The 16508-nt window shown below is 64.1% G+C and carries 15 protein-coding genes; 8 read left to right on the forward strand and 7 right to left on the reverse strand.

What is annotated here, in order from left to right; translation table 11 throughout:
* Window positions 1-62 precede the first annotated feature (62 nt).
* Window positions 63-1283, forward strand: a complete 1221-nt coding sequence (locus BLR85_RS15130) for a multidrug effflux MFS transporter (RefSeq protein WP_093157770.1) — start codon at window positions 63-65, stop codon at window positions 1281-1283.
* A 45-nt stretch (window positions 1284-1328) separates the two neighbouring features.
* On the forward strand, window positions 1329-2714 hold the full coding sequence (locus BLR85_RS15135) for a helix-turn-helix domain-containing protein (RefSeq protein WP_068315894.1): 1386 nt from the start codon (window positions 1329-1331) through the stop codon (window positions 2712-2714).
* 13 nt (window positions 2715-2727) lie between these two features.
* Here BLR85_RS15135 and BLR85_RS15140 read toward each other — a convergent pair whose 3' ends face one another.
* On the reverse strand, window positions 2728-3390 hold the full coding sequence (locus tag BLR85_RS15140; RefSeq protein ID WP_093157678.1) for a thermonuclease family protein: 663 nt from the start codon (window positions 3388-3390) through the stop codon (window positions 2728-2730).
* A gap of 147 nt (window positions 3391-3537) precedes the next feature.
* On the opposite strand from BLR85_RS15140, the gene BLR85_RS15145 reads away from it, so the two are divergent.
* From BLR85_RS15145 to BLR85_RS15160, 4 genes are all read left to right on the forward strand, one after another.
* Window positions 3538-4548, forward strand: coding sequence for a Hint domain-containing protein (locus tag BLR85_RS15145; protein WP_170844588.1), 1011 nt, complete (start codon window positions 3538-3540; stop codon window positions 4546-4548).
* 169 nt (window positions 4549-4717) lie between these two features.
* Window positions 4718-5956, forward strand: coding sequence for an aspartate kinase (locus BLR85_RS15150; protein WP_068315900.1), 1239 nt, complete (start codon window positions 4718-4720; stop codon window positions 5954-5956).
* A gap of 36 nt (window positions 5957-5992) precedes the next feature.
* Entirely contained in the window at window positions 5993-8233 is a 2241-nt protein-coding gene (gene ptsP / locus BLR85_RS15155) for a phosphoenolpyruvate--protein phosphotransferase (RefSeq protein WP_093157682.1), read from the forward strand.
* 241 nt (window positions 8234-8474) lie between these two features.
* Entirely contained in the window at window positions 8475-8771 is a 297-nt protein-coding gene (locus tag BLR85_RS15160; RefSeq protein ID WP_139188415.1) for a hypothetical protein, read from the forward strand.
* On the opposite strand, the gene BLR85_RS15165 is transcribed toward BLR85_RS15160, so the two are convergent.
* On the reverse strand, window positions 8764-9276 hold the full coding sequence (locus tag BLR85_RS15165; RefSeq protein ID WP_093157686.1) for a GNAT family N-acetyltransferase: 513 nt from the start codon (window positions 9274-9276) through the stop codon (window positions 8764-8766). The genes BLR85_RS15160 and BLR85_RS15165 overlap by 8 nt on opposite strands.
* 92 nt (window positions 9277-9368) lie before the next feature.
* On the opposite strand from BLR85_RS15165, the gene BLR85_RS15170 reads away from it, so the two are divergent.
* Both BLR85_RS15170 and BLR85_RS15175 read left to right on the forward strand, forming a co-directional pair.
* Entirely contained in the window at window positions 9369-9983 is a 615-nt protein-coding gene (locus tag BLR85_RS15170) for a flavin reductase family protein (RefSeq protein WP_093157688.1), read from the forward strand.
* A 161-nt stretch (window positions 9984-10144) separates the two neighbouring features.
* On the forward strand, window positions 10145-10684 hold the full coding sequence (locus tag BLR85_RS15175) for an adenine phosphoribosyltransferase (RefSeq protein WP_093157773.1): 540 nt from the start codon (window positions 10145-10147) through the stop codon (window positions 10682-10684).
* Between the two features lie 8 nt (window positions 10685-10692).
* Here the strand turns inward: BLR85_RS15175 and BLR85_RS15180 are convergent, their stop codons facing one another.
* From BLR85_RS15180 to thrC, 5 genes are all read right to left on the reverse strand, one after another.
* Window positions 10693-12108, reverse strand: coding sequence for an FAD-binding oxidoreductase (locus BLR85_RS15180; protein ID WP_093157690.1), 1416 nt, complete (start codon window positions 12106-12108; stop codon window positions 10693-10695).
* A 68-nt stretch (window positions 12109-12176) separates the two neighbouring features.
* Window positions 12177-13022 carry an MBL fold metallo-hydrolase gene (locus BLR85_RS15185; protein WP_093157692.1) on the reverse strand — a complete coding sequence of 282 codons (846 nt, stop codon included), beginning with the start codon at window positions 13020-13022 and terminating at the stop codon, window positions 12177-12179.
* 144 nt (window positions 13023-13166) lie between these two features.
* Window positions 13167-13751 (reverse strand): GNAT family N-acetyltransferase, encoded by a 585-nt coding sequence (locus BLR85_RS15190; protein WP_093157694.1) that lies wholly within the window; start codon window positions 13749-13751, stop codon window positions 13167-13169.
* Window positions 13751-15013: a M16 family metallopeptidase gene (locus tag BLR85_RS15195; RefSeq protein ID WP_093157696.1), complete on the reverse strand. Its 1263-nt coding sequence runs from the start codon at window positions 15011-15013 to the stop codon at window positions 13751-13753. The genes BLR85_RS15190 and BLR85_RS15195 overlap by 1 nt, the downstream gene beginning before the upstream one ends.
* Window positions 15010-16398 (reverse strand): threonine synthase, encoded by a 1389-nt coding sequence (gene thrC, locus BLR85_RS15200; protein WP_093157698.1) that lies wholly within the window; start codon window positions 16396-16398, stop codon window positions 15010-15012. The genes BLR85_RS15195 and thrC overlap by 4 nt, the downstream gene beginning before the upstream one ends.
* Between the last annotated feature and the right edge of the window lie 110 nt (window positions 16399-16508).

Raw genomic sequence — 16508 nt, forward strand, 5'->3', positions numbered from 1 at the left:
ATCTCCCGCCGAAAGCCGAACGCAACATGGACTTCTCGTGCTCCAGCGCTTATTTCCGTGCAATGCAAGCGCCCAGACAGGTCTCATTTCTCGACCGCGCAACCCCGCCACATATCGTCACACTGGTTCTGCTCGCGGGACTGTCGGCGATGAACATGTCGGTCTTCCTGCCGTCCCTTCCGGCAATGTCCGACTATTTCGAGACGGATTACGCGGTCATGCAACTCTCGGTCTCGCTTTACCTGGCGATGACCGCGGTCATGCAATTGCTGATCGGCCCGATCTCGGATCGCTATGGCCGGCGCTCCGTAGTGCTCGTGTCGATCCTGATCTTCCTGCTTGCGACGCTCGGCTGCCTGCTGGCAACCTCCGCCACGGTTTTCCTGATCTTCCGCATGCTGCAATCGACGGTCGCGGTGGGGATCGTGCTGTCGCGCGCCATCGTGCGCGACATCTACCCACAGAACGAAGCCGCCTCGCGGATCGGCTATGTCACGATGGGAATGTCCCTCGTGCCGATGTTCGCCCCAATGATCGGCGGGGCGCTGGACGAGCTGTTCGGCTGGCAGTCGATCTTTGTCTTTCTCATACTATTCGGAGGGGGCATTGCCTGGCTCTGCTGGAGGGATCTCGGGGAGACCGCCACCAATACCGGCGCCACTTTCGCCGAGCAGGTCCGCGACTACCCCGAATTGCTGACCTCGCCACGATTCTGGGGCTATGCGCTGGCCGCCGCCTTCGCCTCGGGCGCCTTTTTCGCCTTTCTCGGTGGCGCTCCCTATGCGGCCGACCACATCTTCAACCTGCCCCCATTCTGGACCGGTATCTGCCTTGGCGCTCCGGCAATCGGCTACGGCCTCGGCAACTTCATCTCCGGGCGCTTTTCGGCCCGGATCGGGATCAACCCGTTGAGTCTCTGGGGCACTGCCATCGCCACGGCAGGCATGGGCCTGTCGCTTCTTTTGGGGCTGGCGGGCATTCAGCACCCACTCCTGTTCTTTGGCCTCATCACCACCCTCGGGCTGGGCAATGGCCTGGTCATGCCGAACACGGCCGCCGGCCTGCTGTCGGTCCGGCCGAAGCTGGCCGGAACTGCCAGTGGTCTGGGCGGTTTCATCATGATCGGAGGCGGCGCGGCGCTGTCGAGCCTGGCCGGGCATCTCCTTGAAGGGAGCGCCTCGCCCATGCCGCTGCAGGTCCTGATGTTGCTCTCCTCCGCCCTCTCCCTTCTGTGCATGCTCTTCGTGCTGCGCCGGGAACGGCAATTGCAGCTTGCCACCTGATCTTTGCAAAGCGACACTCGGCAAAAAGCGAAGCTGCAAAGAACCATGTCCCAGAAGAAGCTCTATGCCGGCGTAAAGCTGCATGAAATCCGTACGCGCCTCGGCCTGACACAGAAGGTCTTTGCCGCCAAGCTCGGGGTGTCGCTGCCCTATCTCAACCAGATGGAGAACAACCACCGGCCGGTCTCCACCACGGTCGTGCTGGCGCTCGCGCAGGAATTCGGGCTGGACGTGACCGAGCTGAGCTCGGGTGACACTGAGCGGATCGTCACCGACATGCGCGAGGCATTGGCCGACCCGGTCTTCTCCGACACCCCACCGCTTGCGGATCTGCGGCTTGCCGCCTCGAACGCACCCGCCCTGACCCGCGCCTTTCTCGAACTGCACAGCGCCTATCGCAGAACCCAGGAGCGGCTGGTCTCGCTCGACGCAGCACTCGGTCAACGGGCCGAGAGCGTGGCGGTATCGCCCTGGGACGAGGTGCGCGATTTCTTTCACTATATCGACAATCACATCGATGCGGTCGACCGTGCGGCAGAGTTTTTTGCCGGTGACGATCCCGTCGCGTCAGCACATCATGCGCTTCAGGAACGCGGTATAACCCTCAGCCTTTCCGAGAGAAAACACCTCCGCTACTACGACCCGGAACAGAGGGAACTAACCCTCTCGGCCCAGGCTGCCCCCGCAACCCGAAATTTCCAGCTCCTGCACCAGATTGCACTTATCACACAATCCGACCTTCTGGAGGCGACACTGGATCTGGCCCGGTTCCAGAGCGACCAGGCCCGCGCCATCGCCCGGATCGGTCTGGCCAACTACTTCGCCGGCGCGGCGCTGCTGCCCTATGGCCGGTTCCGCGCGGCCGCCCAGGAAACGCGCCACGACATCGAACGGCTGGCCCATCGCTTCGACGCCTCGTTCGAACAGATCATGCATCGGCTTTCGACCTTGCAACGGGTCGGCGACAAGGGCGTCCCCTTCTTCTTCGTACGCGTGGATCAGGCCGGCAATATCACCAAGCGCCATTCCGCGACGCGCCTGCAATTCGCCCGTTTCGGCGGTGCCTGCCCGCTCTGGAATGTCCACCGCGCCTTCGAGACCCCGAGCCACTTCCTGCGACAGTTGGCACAGACGCCGGATGGCGAACGCTACCTGTTGCTCGCACGCGATGTTTCGAAACATGCCGGGGCCTGGGGAGCGCCAGACCGGCGCTATGCCATCGCACTTGGTTGCGAGGTCAGCCATGCTTCGCAACTTGTCTATGCAGACGGGCTCGATACCGAGAACCCGGCCGCATACGAGCCCATCGGCACCTCCTGCAGGATCTGCGAAAGGAGCGATTGTCACCAGAGATCCATCCCGCCGCTGGAACGCAAGCTGAGCTTTCCGGTCAATCGGCGCGAAGTTCTTCCCTACGAAATCCGGGAGTAGAGCCCGACGGTTCTCACCGGCGCGCCGCTCGCCAACCGGCGGCTTCGGCTTCCTGCGGGCTGCAGAACCAGCGCTCTCCCTTGCCCTCGTCGATTCGCGTCGCCGCGTAATCATGTTGCCCGGGCACATGATATATTCGGCCGGATTTGGAGATATTGCCCTTGATCGCACACCCGGCGGCCGGAACCGGCTGCTCCGCCTCGGAGTTCTGCGCCCGGTAAGCCTCTGGCGGCAAATGCTCTCCCTTCCACAGCCCGATTGCCGCGACAAAGGCCCGTTTCTCGGCATCCACATAGTCGAGCGAATACTTGCGATAGGCATGGGCCGCGCCGCGCGCGACCATCTCCTCGCCGATATCCATGCCGTCGACGTGACATTTGGCGACCAACCGGCCGTAACGGTCCCGTTCGATCCCCTCGCAGCGCACGGTTTTGTTCTCCAACAGCTCCGAAAGCACCTCCCGTGCCCATTCCCCACAGGCCCAGGCATGGCCATCGCGCCCCTCGCATTCCTGGCCGCTCTCGGGGGCATCGATCCCGTGCAGGCGGATGACCTCCGCCCCGACACGAATCGTGTCTCCATCGGTGATATACGCCGAGCCCGTCAGGGTTTGCGCCAGAACAGGCCCCGCCGTCAGCAGGGCAATGATCAGGATGGAACGCTTTTTTAAACTCATGCCCTGTAGATGGAGGTCGCGGGCAGTCGAGACAAACCGAATCGGAAAACATGATTAGCACCTGCTCAGGGGGCTCGGTGCGACCGCGCGACTTCGACGAGGCACTAGACGGCTCAGGTCACCAAGAAGATGCAAGCGAAGAAGATCATGGTTGAGATTAGGGCCAAGAACACCGAATTCGCTTTATCGAGCGGACCAAATATTGGCATCACTCCCACAACCAGCAATATCGACCCTTCTCCGGAGACCTGTGTCTCGCTCGTGATCACGTCGAATCGCGAGGAGGACAGCCCCGACCTTTTCCAAACCGGGGAGAGTTGTTCGATCAGCTTCACCGGTCCGGCGGGGATTGTCACCCTTTGCGACGCAGTCGTTCTGCGTTCGGCCCCGCCGGGAGGCAGGGATGTCGGGGCGGTCGTGTTCGAAGGGACGGATCCGCATCTCGGCGTCGTTCACGTGCTCTGGACCCCAAACCACGATATCGACCGATGGTACTATGACGTCACGGCCTCCGGGAGCGCCGCGCAGTTCTATACCCATGACACGCAGGAAGAGACCTACGGCCATGTCTGCTTCTGTGAGGGAACGCGCATTCTCACGCGAAATGGCCCGCGCCCGGTAGAGACCCTGGCACAAGGCGACCCGGTCCAGACACGCGACAATGGATTGCAGCCGGTCGAATGGGTTGGCCGGCGCCGCCTGCCGGGTGTGGGAACCGCGGCCCCGGTGTATTTCGCACCCGGCGCAATCGGGAACACCGCGCCGCTGCGGGTTTCCCAGCAACACCGGATGCTCGTCACCGGCGCCCCGGCGGAGCTTCTCTTCGCGGAGCCGGAAGTCCTCGTTCCCGCAAAGACCCTGGTGGATAGCGGCTCCGTCCGGATCGTTCCGCAACGGCAGGTCTGTTTCCTGCATGTGCTCCTTGAAGAGCATCAGATCCTTGAAGCCACGGGAACCCCGGCCGAGAGCCTCCTGCTCGACGACCTTACACGCGAAACACTCCGGCACATGACCAGCGCCCCTCTGCCCGCGGGCATCGACATGGCCAGGGACATGCGAGCGGCTCGCCGATTGCTGAACGTTCATGAGGCATTGGCTATTGGCCAAATGGCTGCGACGCATCGCGACAGACAACACGGTCATCGCTTGACCGCCTGAGCTGCGGCATCGGCCAGTTCGGTGACGGACGGCCCGCGAACGGAGGCATCGGGGGCCCGAGCCGCCCGAGAAAACTCCGCAGACCGGCTTTGCGCCGCTTGCCCTTGCGTCCTGCCCCCCCTTCGCCTATCCCGGCCCGCGAACGGAACCAAAGGAACGGGCGGAAACCATGCCGCTTCTGGTAATGAAATTCGGCGGCACCTCTGTCGCCACGCTGGACCGGATCCGCCGGGCAGCCAAGCGCGTCGGCCGCGAAGTGGCCAACGGCTACGATGTCATCGTCATCGTCTCGGCCATGGCCGGCAAGACGAACGAGCTGGTCGGGTGGGTCGAGGAGACCTCGCCGCTTTTCGACGCCCGCGAATATGACGCGGTTGTCAGCTCGGGCGAGAATGTCACAGCCGGCCTGATGGCGCTGACGCTTCAGGAAATGGACGTCCCCGCCCGCTCGTGGCAGGGCTGGCAGGTGCCGCTCAAGACATCGCCAGTGCATGCCGCGGCGCGGATCGAAGAGATCCCGACCCATAATATCAACACCAAGTTTGCCGAAGGCATGAAAGTGGCTGTCGTTGCCGGCTTCCAGGGCGTTACCGAGGAAGGCCGGATCGCCACGCTCGGACGCGGCGGCTCGGACACCACCGCCGTCGCCTTTGCCGCCGCATTCGGTGCGGAACGCTGCGATATCTATACCGATGTGGACGGCGTCTACACGACCGACCCGCGGATCTCCTCCAAGGCGCGCAAGCTCGACAAGATCGCCTTCGAGGAAATGCTGGAACTTGCGAGCCTGGGCGCCAAGGTGCTCCAGACCCGCTCGGTGGAGCTGGCCATGCGCTATAAGGTTCCGCTCCGCGTGCTCTCGTCTTTCGAGGAATATGACCCCAACGCAGGCACGCTGGTCTGCGACGAGGAGGAAATCATGGAAAGCAATGTCGTCTCTGGCGTGGCCTATAGCCGCGACGAAGCCAAGGTCACGCTCGTTTCGGTCGCAGACCGCCCCGGTGTGGCCGCCGCGATCTTTGGAACGCTTTCGGATGGCGGCGTCAACGTCGACATGATCATCCAGAATATCTCCGAGGAAGGTCGCACCGACATGACCTTCTCCTGCCCCACAAACCAGGTGGCCCGCGCCGACCGCGCCGTTCAGGAAGCCCGCGAAAAGGGACTGATCAACTACCACGACGTCGTGGTGGATAACGACGTCTGCAAGATCTCGGTGGTCGGCATCGGGATGCGCTCCCATACCGGCGTGGCCGCTCAGATGTTTGACGCGCTTTCGAGCGAAGGCATCAATATCAAGGTCATCACGACATCGGAGATCAAGATCTCTGTCCTGATCGACCGGAAATATCTGGAATTGGCCGTTCAGGCACTCCATGATGCCTTCGGGCTGGAGAAAGCGGGGTAATAACGCCCCGCCGCTCCCCCAAAGGGGACGAGACAGGTGAGCGAAACCCAAAGTGGCAGCAGAAAGCTGCTGGGCCGGCTGAAGCAGGCCCTTGCAGAGCCTGCCGAGGGGCAGGAACGGCTTGACCGCATCACCCGGCTAATCGCCGAGGAGATGGCGACTCCGGTATGCTCGATCTATCTTTTCCGCGACGAGGACACGCTCGAGCTTTGCGCGACGGAAGGCCTCAACCCTGAATCCGTGCACAAGACGCGGATGCGGATGGGCGAAGGTCTCGTCGGCCGCGTGGCCGCATCCACCAAGCCGATCAATACCGGAAACGCGCCTTCGGAGGCCGGCTTCCGCTTCATGCCGGAGACCGGGGAGGAGATCTATTCGGCCTTCCTCGGCGTGCCGATCCAACGGCTGGGCGAACGGCTCGGCGTGCTGGTGGTGCAGTCCAAGGAGTCCAAGCCCTATAGCGAGGACCAGGTCTACGCGACCGAGGTCGTCGCCATGGTTTTGGCCGAGATGACGGAACTGGGCGCCTTCATCGGCGAAGGCGCCGCCATGGCCGCCCCGCACCAGCACCCGGTCATGCTGCGTGGCAGCGTCGGCCAGGAAGGCGCGGCGGAGGGCCGTGTGCTGCTGCACGAACCGCGTGTGGTCGTCACCAACCCCTTCGCGGACGATGCCGAGTCCGAACTGGTTCGGCTGGGCGAAGCGGTGGACAAGCTGCGCATCTCGGTGGACGAGATGCTGACCAGTGCCGACATGACCGACAAGGACCAGCGCGACGTGCTGGAAGCCTACCGGATGTTTGCCAATTCCAAGGGTTGGAAGCGGCGGATGGAGGCCGACATCAATCGCGGCCTGTCGGCGGAAGCCGCGGTCGAGAAGGAACAGACCGCCGCGCGCGCACGGATGGAGCAGGTGCCGGACCCCTACCTGCGCGAGCGCCTGCACGACCTCGATGACCTGTCAAACCGGCTGTTACGGTTGCTGACCGGACAGGGCAGCCATACCGGCGTCGAGATGCCGGAAAATCCGGTCCTGGTGGCACGCAATATCGGGCCGGGCGAATTGCTGGCTTATGGACGCGGGCTCAAGGGGATCATCCTCGAAGAAGGCTCGGTGGGCAGCCACGCGGCAATTGTCGCCCGCGCACTGGCCATTCCGCTGGTGATCAACTGCGAGCGCATCACCACCGAGGCGCTGAACGGCGACCCGGTTCTGGTCGATGGTGAGCAGGGCATCGTGCATCTGCGGCCCGAGGAATCGGTTGCAACCGCCTTCCGCGACAAGATGGCGATGATGACAAAGGCGCAGGAGCGCTACGCCTCCATTCGCCGCGTCCCTGCCACCACCGTCTATGGGCCGACGATACGGCTCGACATGAATGCCGGGCTGATGGCCGATCTTCCCTCGCTCAAATCCTCTGGCGCCGAGGGCGTCGGCCTGTTCCGGACCGAGCTGCAATTTCTGGTTCGCTCCAAGCTGCCGAGCCGTGGCGACCTGGCGGCGACCTACTCGCGCGTGCTCGATGCCGCCGAGGGCAGGCGCGTGATCTTTCGCACGCTCGATATCGGTTCGGACAAGGTTCTGCCCTACATGAAGCCGCAGGACGAGCCGAACCCGGCGCTCGGCTGGCGGGCGATCCGGGTCGGTCTCGACAAGCCCGGTGTGATGCGGATGCAACTGCAGGCCATGATCCGCGGCGCAAAGGGACGGCCGCTCTCGGTCATGTTCCCCTTTGTCGCCCAGTTCGACGAGTTCCGCGTGGCGCGGCGCCGTTTGCTCGACGAGTTGGACCGCGAAGAAAAGATGGGTCATGTCCTGCCGGAGAAGGTAGAGATCGGCGCCATGCTGGAGACGCCCAGCCTCGCCTTCGCGCCGAGGCAGTTCTTCGAGATGGCCGATTTCATCTCCGTTGGCGGCAACGACCTGAAGCAGTTCTTTTTTGCCGCCGACCGCGAGAACGAACGCGTTCGACGCCGCTATGACACGCTGAACGTGTCCTTCCTGACCTTCCTGGAATGGATCGTCATGCGCTGCAACGAGACCAAGATACCGCTGAGTTTCTGCGGCGAGGATGCCGGGCGCCCGGTCGAGGCGCTCTGCTTCGCGGCCATGGGGTTCCGGGCGCTTTCCATGCGACCGGCCTCGATCGGCCCGGTCAAGCACCTGTTGCGGCGATCGAACCTGGCCGAAGTGCGGGAATTGATCGACGATGCCCGTGCCGGCGGTGCACAGACGGTGCGCCCGGCGCTCATGGACTGGTTGCGCCAGCAGGGCTGACCGGCGCAAGCGGAGCTTTGCCGGAAGGCCGCGCATTATTCGCCGCCGCCCTTGAGGGAACCGGTTCCGCGCAGTATGATCTCCACATGGACCAGGAGTGTCTTCTTCTTGCGCGAACATGAGAAGACGCACCATCCCCAGCCTGCTCCGGAAGCCGTGAATGACGGGTTGCTGCGCGCAACGACCCGATGCTTTGTGTGTGCACTCTCGGCACACGCCACGTTGGGGAGATCGACGAGACGTGACCGATATTCTTTCACTTGAAATACCGCGTAGCCGGAGCGATTCCGCGCGCCGCGTGCTGACCCGCATCGCCTGGAAAGGGTATATGCCGCCCGAGTCGGGAGAAGCGCCCGATGTCGTCTGGCACGTGCCGGCCGACCAGGTAGACCTGATCCGGTCCGTGTTACGCCGTAATCGGCGGCTGGCCGGGGAATCCGTGACCATCTGGGGCTCTGTCGACCGGGTGTGCGAGACCATCGAGGAAGAGGCGCGCCGCAGCGGCGTTCGCCCCAGCTATGGCCACGATCTCAACTGACCCGTTCCTGCCTGAGCGGCGAGACGCCGGCCCCGGCCGCACGGATGACCGTGCCGGTAATCCCCTCCCAATCGCCGACGCCCAGCACCCGATCGGGGTTGGTCGGGGGGGGCATGACCACGCCTTCGAGCTTGCGAAAACCGAAGCGGTTGTAATAGGGCGCATCGCCCACCAGCATCATCCGCTGCCAACCGATGACCGCCGCGCGGTCTATTACTTCGCGGATCAACAGGGCGCCAAGCCCTTCGCCCTGGCGGGTCGGGTGAACGGCCACGGGGCCAATCAGGGCAACGGTGCGCCCCGCCACCCGCACCGGCCAGACCCGGATCGCCCCGGCAAGGATTCCGTCCTCGCGCGCGGTCAGGCAGAGGCGCGCGACCGGGTCCACTCCTTCACGCAGCCGGTAGGAGGAAAGCGCCTCGCGCCCGGGCGCGAAACAGGTATCGAGCAGCTGCTCGACTTCCCACCAATCCTCTTCCGTTTCCTGTTCCAGGAGATAAGTCATGCCCGAGCCGTCGAAGATCCTGCATTTGCATACATTGCGGCTGGAAACGCCGTCGTCACAGCGTTAAATCACTCCCAAAGGAGACGCCAGACATGTTCTATCGCCCCGAGGACGGCCACGGCCTGCCGCATAACCCCTTCAACGCCATCGTGACCCCGCGTCCGATCGCGTGGATCTCGACACGCGGCAAGGATGGTTCCGAGAACCTCGCCCCCTATTCTTTCTTCAACGCGGTGTCCTACACCCCGCCGCAGGTGATGTTTGCCACGACCGGCAAGAAGCACGATCGGGATGGCACGAAGGACACGCTTGCCAATATCCGCGATACCGGCGTCTTTGCCGTGAACGTGGTGGAATACGCCATGCGCGAGGCGATGAACCTGACCTCCGGGCCATGGGACAAGGACGTGGATGAGGCCGAGATGGCCGGGATCGTGCGCGCGGAATGCTCGCAGATCGACTGTGCCCGCGTCGCCAATGCGCCCGCGACCATGGAATGCCGCCTGACCCAGATCGTGGAGCTTGCCGGAACGGCCAATCTGGTCGCTTTTGGCGAGGTGGTGGGTATTCACCTGCGCGACGACTGCATCGTGGACGGCATTTTCGACGTGAGCCGCTACCAGCCGCTGGCCCGCATGGGTTATCGCGATTTCACCCGCGTGACCGAGGTCTTCTCGATGTCCCGCCCCGGTGAGCAGGTCATCTGACACAACCGGACGGCGCCGCAACCCTGCGGCGTCATCTTGGCACAGTCGCCCGGCTCGGGCCGCTGCCCCCTTGCCCATCGCGCGCGCCTTGGGTTCATTGGGGTCGGCTAGATGCGGCACGTGGCTGGCCATTGCGCGGCAAGGCAAAAGGAATGCGTCTCATGGCGAACCACAAGACGGTCAAGGATTACATCCGCACCATCGCCGATTTTCCCCATGAGGGGATCATGTTCCGCGATGTCACCACGCTCTTTGCCGATCCGCGCGGGTTGCGCATCGCCGTGGACCAGTTGCTGCACCCCTATGCCGGCACGCCCATCGACTGCGTCGTGGGCCTTGAGGCACGCGGCTTCATCCTTGGCGGCGCGGTTGCGCACCAGCTCTCCGTCGGCTTCGTGCCGATCCGCAAGAAGGGCAAGCTGCCCGGCCCGGTAATTTCCGAAGCCTATACGCTGGAATATGGCGAGGCCGTGGTCGAAGTGCATGACGATGCCATCGAACCCGGCGCCAAGGTGCTGGTGGTAGACGATCTTCTGGCCACCGGCGGCACGGCCGAGGCCGGCATCAAGCTGGTCGAACGGCTCGGCGGCGAGGTGGTCGGCTGCGCCTTCGTGATCGACCTGCCCGATCTGGGCGGGCGCCAGAAGCTCGAGGCGATGGGCATGGATGTCCACGCCCTGTGCTCATTCGAGGGCGCCTGAGCCGTACGTCAGCCCGCGCGCAGAACCACACCCGGGTTGAGAATGCCCGCCGGGTCGAGCGCGGTTTTGATCGCGCGCATCGCGGCGAGCTTGCCCGGATCGCCATAGCGTTCCAGATCGCCCACCTTCAGCCGCCCGATTCCGTGCTCGGCGCTAACCGATCCGCCGTATTCCTGCACCAGGTCATGCACCTGGCGGCTGATATCCACCCGCCAGTCGCTGTAGCGGTCCCTGTCCTCGCCCTTGGGCGGGTAGGTGTTGAAATGCAGGTTTCCGTCGCCCAGATGGCCGAAGCAGTTTACCCGGAAGGGACCGATGGCCTGCACCCGTTCCCAGGCCTGCGGGATGAAGTCCGGGATGGTTTCGATCGGCACCGAAATGTCATGCGAGGTGATCGCCCCGATCAGGCGGTTGGCCTCGGGGATGGATTCGCGCATCTGCCAGAGCGCGTCCCGCTGCGCGTCGCTGGACGTCATCACCCCGTCTAGCACCACCCCGGCCTCGGCAGCTTCAACGAAGATCTGCTCCAGCGCTGTGTCGGCGTCGAGACCGCCCGACAGCCCGATCTCCAGCAGGACCATCCACTCGGGCGCCTGCGCGAAAGGCAGGCGCACCTGCGGCATCACCTCGGCGAGAAATTCCAGCCCCGTGCGGTGGATCAGCTCGAAAGCAGAGATCCCCTCGCCCAGCCGTCCCTGCACCTGGCTCAGAAGGGTCAGTGCATCCCGCGGCGAGCGCACGACCATCGCCGTCGTCCCGCGCGAGGCAGGCTGCGAGAAGAGCCGCAGGCAGGCTGCCGTGATCACGCCCAGCGTGCCCTCGGAGCCGATCAGCAGGTTGCGCAGATCGTAGCCGGTATTGTCCTTCCGCAGACGCTTCAGCCCGTGCATCACCGAGCCATCGGCCAGAACCGCCTCGATGCCGAGGCACAGCTCCCGCGCATTGCCATAGCGCAGCATGTTGACGCCGCCGGCATTGGTACCGAGCAGCCCGCCGATCTGGGCCGAGCCCTCGGAGGCAAGCGAGAGCGGGAAAATGCGCCCGGCCGCATCGGCGGCAGCATGGACATTGCTCAGGATCACGCCGCCCTCGGCGATGAGCAGGTTTTCCGCCGGGTGCACAGAACGAACGGTGTTCATCCGTTCCAGCGACAGCAGGACCGGCCGTTCCAGCCCCACGCCCACCTGTCCGCCGACAAGCCCGGTCCCCCCGCCATAGGGGATGACGGCGACACGTGCCGCATTGGCCTGGCGCAGGATTTCGGACACTTCCGCCGTACTGCCTGGCGTCAACAGAAGCGCATCGCGTGCACGGAAACGCCCGCGCGGCTCTTCGAGATAGCGCGGTTCAAGTGGACGGAAACAGGCCTCCGGCAGGGCCGCGCGCAAGCTGGTTTCAAACTGTTCACTGGCCGGGTTCAGCATCGGCGGGCCTCCTGTTGGCCCCCGATCAATCACGCAGCGGCGCAGGGTGCAAGAGCGAGCGGCGCCCTTCAGAGGTCTTCGTCGTTGAAACCGAGGAAACGCGGCCTGAGAACGATGACGGTCGGCTGCGACGGCAGGCTGCGCAGCGATACCTCGATCGCGCGTTCATCACGGATATCGATCCGGAAATCCTCTGCCATTCCCGCGAGGAACGCATTGAGCGAAGCCCCAGAGAAGGAATGCATTGGCAGCACGATGGAGGACTGCAATTGCTGGAGCACCCTGATCATCACCGGCACCGGCAGGGTCAACCCGCCATCCACCGGCGCCATGACCACGTCGAGCCGGCCGATGGCGGCATATTGCTCGGGGCTGGGCTCGTGATGCAGGTGCCCCAGATGGCCGATGCAGAGCCCGGCCACTTCGAAGATGAAGATCGAATTGCCGTCCTTGCGCACGCCGTCTCCCCAACTGGAGCGCGTATCCGTGATGACGTTGCGCACCAGCATATCGCCTAGCTCGAACCGATGTTCCGCCGGCATTCCCGGCGGCCCCCAGCCTTCGAGCACATGCGGAATGGAAGGATCGGGCAGTTCCGTCCAATGCGAGCTGTGCGACTGGTTCATGGTCACGATATCCGGCACCAGCGGCTCGGGGCCGATGAAGCCGTTATAATCGGTGACCGCGCTGACGCCGGCGGGCGTCTGCAACAGGTACATCGAGTGGTCGATAAAGCTGAGCCGCACCGTGTGTTCGGGCAGCGGATCCCGGAAGCCCGCGCGCCAGATCACCTCCAGCCCCGGCGTGTTCTCGACCAGCGCGATGCAATGGCTCGGACGGCGCTCCTGTGCGGTCGCGGTCCAGCCGGCAAAAGCGATCACAACGGATAGCAGGCAAGTCACAACTCGGGCCATTGGGTCCTCCATCGGGCTTACACGGGAAATACGGCACGACATTATTGCCCGATCATCCCATGGATCGCCCAATGCGCCACATGAATTCTTCGAGAGTTCGCCCCGCCATGCGCGATACATTGGCGTTTGGAGCGGGTCGGCCCGTCAGCCGATCTCCGTGCGCCCGCGCCGGTCCGTACGCAGGTTGGCGTAGAGCACGTGGTTGCGCCACCGGCCATTGATCTGCAGGTAACTTTGCGCCACGCCCTCGTATTTGAAGCCGCATTTCTCCAGGCAGCCACGCGAGGGCGCGTTTTCCGGCAGACAGGCGGCCTCGATCCGGCTCAGGTCGAGCTTTTCGAAGGAATGGTGCACCACCGCGAGGATCGCCTCGCGCATGTAGCCCTGCCGCGCGAAGGGCGCTCCGACCCAGTAGCCGAGCGTGCCGGCCTGCGCCGGGCCGCGGCGGATATTGTCGAGCGTGATCGCGCCGAGCAGTGCGTCATCCTCGCGCCGAATCATGAAGAGCGGCAGCGCGGATCCGGAGCCGAGCGCCCGTGTCGACCAATAGACCCGGTTGGTATAATTGCGCCGCGAAAGGTGCTCTCTGGACCAAAGCGGTTCCCATTTCTCAAGGAAATCGCGCGAATCCTGCCGCAAGCTGGACCAGGCGCGAAAATCGCCATGGGTCGGCGGACGCAGCAGCATCCGCTCCGAAATGATCCGCACCTTTTTCCGGCCAAGCCGCATCAGGCAGCAAGCCTCTCCTGCAGGGCTCCCAGTTCGGGAGCGCGGCCCGCGGGCCCATAAAGGGCGAGCGCCACCTGCCCCGAGCCGTTCAGACGTCCGGCAAACTCGGCGACGCGCAGGCGATCGACCGCTTCGATCCGGGCCACCGTTTCCTCAAGTGGCGGCACGCGGTCCCAGATGCCCACGAGGCGGGCGAGCCGTTCGGCGCGCGACGAGGGGCTCTCCAACCCCATCAGCAACCCCGCCTTCATCTGCGCGCGGGCGCGGTTGACTTCAACTTCACTCACATCCGAGGCCACGCGGCGCAACTCGTCCACGCTCAGTTCCGCAAGCCGGGCAATATCGTCGGCAGAGGTGCCGGCATAGAGCGTCATCATGCCAGTATCGGCATAGGAACCGGCCTGGGCAAAGATCGAATAGCACAGGCCGCGCTTCTCGCGGATCTCCTGGAAGAGTCGCGAGGACATGCCGCCGCCAAGCAGCGTCGCATAAATCTGCGCGGTGTACACATCGTCGTCGGAATAGGCCGGTCCTTCGAGGGCGAACGCGAAATGGACCTGTTCCAGCTTTTTGATCTCGCGCCGCTCGCCGCCCTTGAAACGGGCATGGTCATGCTGGCTGATCTCGAGCGCCGGCAGGTGGCCGAAAGCCGCCTCTGCGAGCCGCATGATCTGGTCATGGTCCACTGCGCCGGCGGCCGAAAGAACCATCTGGCCCGGCACGTAATGCTCGGAGATGAACCCGGACAGATCCTCGCGGGAAAAGCCCGAGACCCGTTCGGACGGGCCCAGGATCGTGCGACCGAGCGCCTGGTCGGGATAGGCCGCTTCCTGCAGCCAGTCGAAGACGATGTCGTCCGGCGTGTCGAGCGCCTGCCCGATCTCCTGCAGGATCACGCCGCGCTCCACCTCGATCTCTTCGGGGGAAAAGACCGGGTTGAGCACGATATCGGAGATCACGTCCAGCGCCAGTGCCACATCGGCCTTCAGCACGCGGGCGTAATAGGCCGTGGCCTCGCGCGAGGTATAGGCGTTGATGAAGCCGCCCACATCCTCGATCTCCTCGGCGATCTGCAACGCCGTGCGCCGCTTGGTGCCCTTGAAGGCCATATGTTCGAGGAAATGGGCGATGCCATTCTGCTCGAGCCGCTCGTGGCGGCCGCCAGCATTGACCCAGAGGCCCACGGCGGCGCTTTCCAGCCCCGGCATGGTTTCGGTGACGATACGCAGGCCGTTGGGAAGTCTGTCGAGTTGTACGCTCAAGAAGCGCGCCTTTCCTTGATGAGGGCTTCAAGCGCGGCGAGGTCGTTGGCGACACGGGTCACGCGTTCCGAACGCTCATACAGATCCGCCATGCGATTGGGAAGAGGTGGGCGCTGGCCGGTTGCGGCTTCCACGGCGTCCGGGAATTTCGCCGGATGCGCCGTGGCGAGCGTTATCATCGGGGTCGCGTCCAGATGCTCCTCGGCCACCTTCACGCCAACGGCGCTATGCGGGCAGAGGATCTCGCCGGTTTCGGCACAGAGGCGGGCAATGGTGGTCAAGGTTTCCTCTTCCGAGGCCCGCCCCGAGGCGAAGGTCTCACGCAAGCTCTGAAGCGCGCCTTGCGAAATGGTGAATCCGCCCTGCCCTTTCAGCTCATCCATGAGCTGGGCAACCGCATTGCCATCGCGACCATAGGCATAGAAAAGCGCCCGTTCGAAATTGGAGCTCACCTGGATATCCATCGACGGGCTGATCGACGGCGCGACCCCGGAAGTGACATAGCCGCCCGAGGTCATCGCGCGGTGCAGGATGTCGTTCTGGTTGGTCGCGATCACCAGCTGCTCGATTGGCAGCCCCATGCGGCGGGCAATAAATCCCGCAAAGATATCGCCGAAATTGCCGGTGGGCACGGTGAAGGAGACCGGGCGATGCGGCGCGCCGAGCGCCGTGGCGGCGAAGAAATAATAGACGATCTGCGCCAGAACTCGCGCCCAGTTGATCGAGTTCACGCCTGCGAGGCTGACCTCGTCGCGAAACTCGAAATGGTTGAACATGTCCTTGAGCCGCGCCTGGCAATCGTCGAAATCGCCGTCGAGCGCGAGGGCGTGAACATTGGCCTCCGAGGGCGTGGTCATCTGGCGGCGCTGCACCTCGGAAACGCGGCCATGCGGGAAGAGGATGAAGACATCCACCGCGTCGAGTCCGCGGAAGGCCTCGATGGCGGCCGATCCGGTATCGCCGGAGGTGGCGCCAACAATGGTGACCTTCTCACCGCGGCGCTGCAAGGCCACCTGGAAGAGCTGGCCGATGAGTTGCATGGCGAAGTCCTTGAACGCCAGCGTCGGCCCGTGGAACAGTTCCAGCAGGAAATGGTTCGCCCCAAGCTGCACCATCGGCGCACGGGCGGCGTGGCCGAAGGAGGCGTAGGCCTTGGCAATGATCTCGCGGAACTCTTCTTCCGTGAAGCTCTCGCCGACAAAGGGCCACATGACGCGAAAGGCGACTTCCTCGTAGGGCAGCCCGGCCAGCGCGGCGATATCGGCGGCGGAGAATTGCGGAATGTCCTGCGGGACATAGAGGCCGCCATCGCGAGCCAGTCCGGTCAGCATCGCTTCCTCGAAGGAGAGGATCGGCGCCTGGCCGCGGGTGGAGATGTATTTCATCGTCTAATCTCGTGTCTGTCGGACCGCTCACAACCCTGCCTTGGCGCGGGTTTCGCCTGCAGGAGCCTCCGGCGGGGATATTTCAGGTCAGAAGAAATCGGCGTGCCGGT

This window comes from Aliiruegeria lutimaris (assembly GCF_900099935.1).
Taxonomy (GTDB): domain Bacteria; phylum Pseudomonadota; class Alphaproteobacteria; order Rhodobacterales; family Rhodobacteraceae; genus Tropicimonas; species Tropicimonas lutimaris.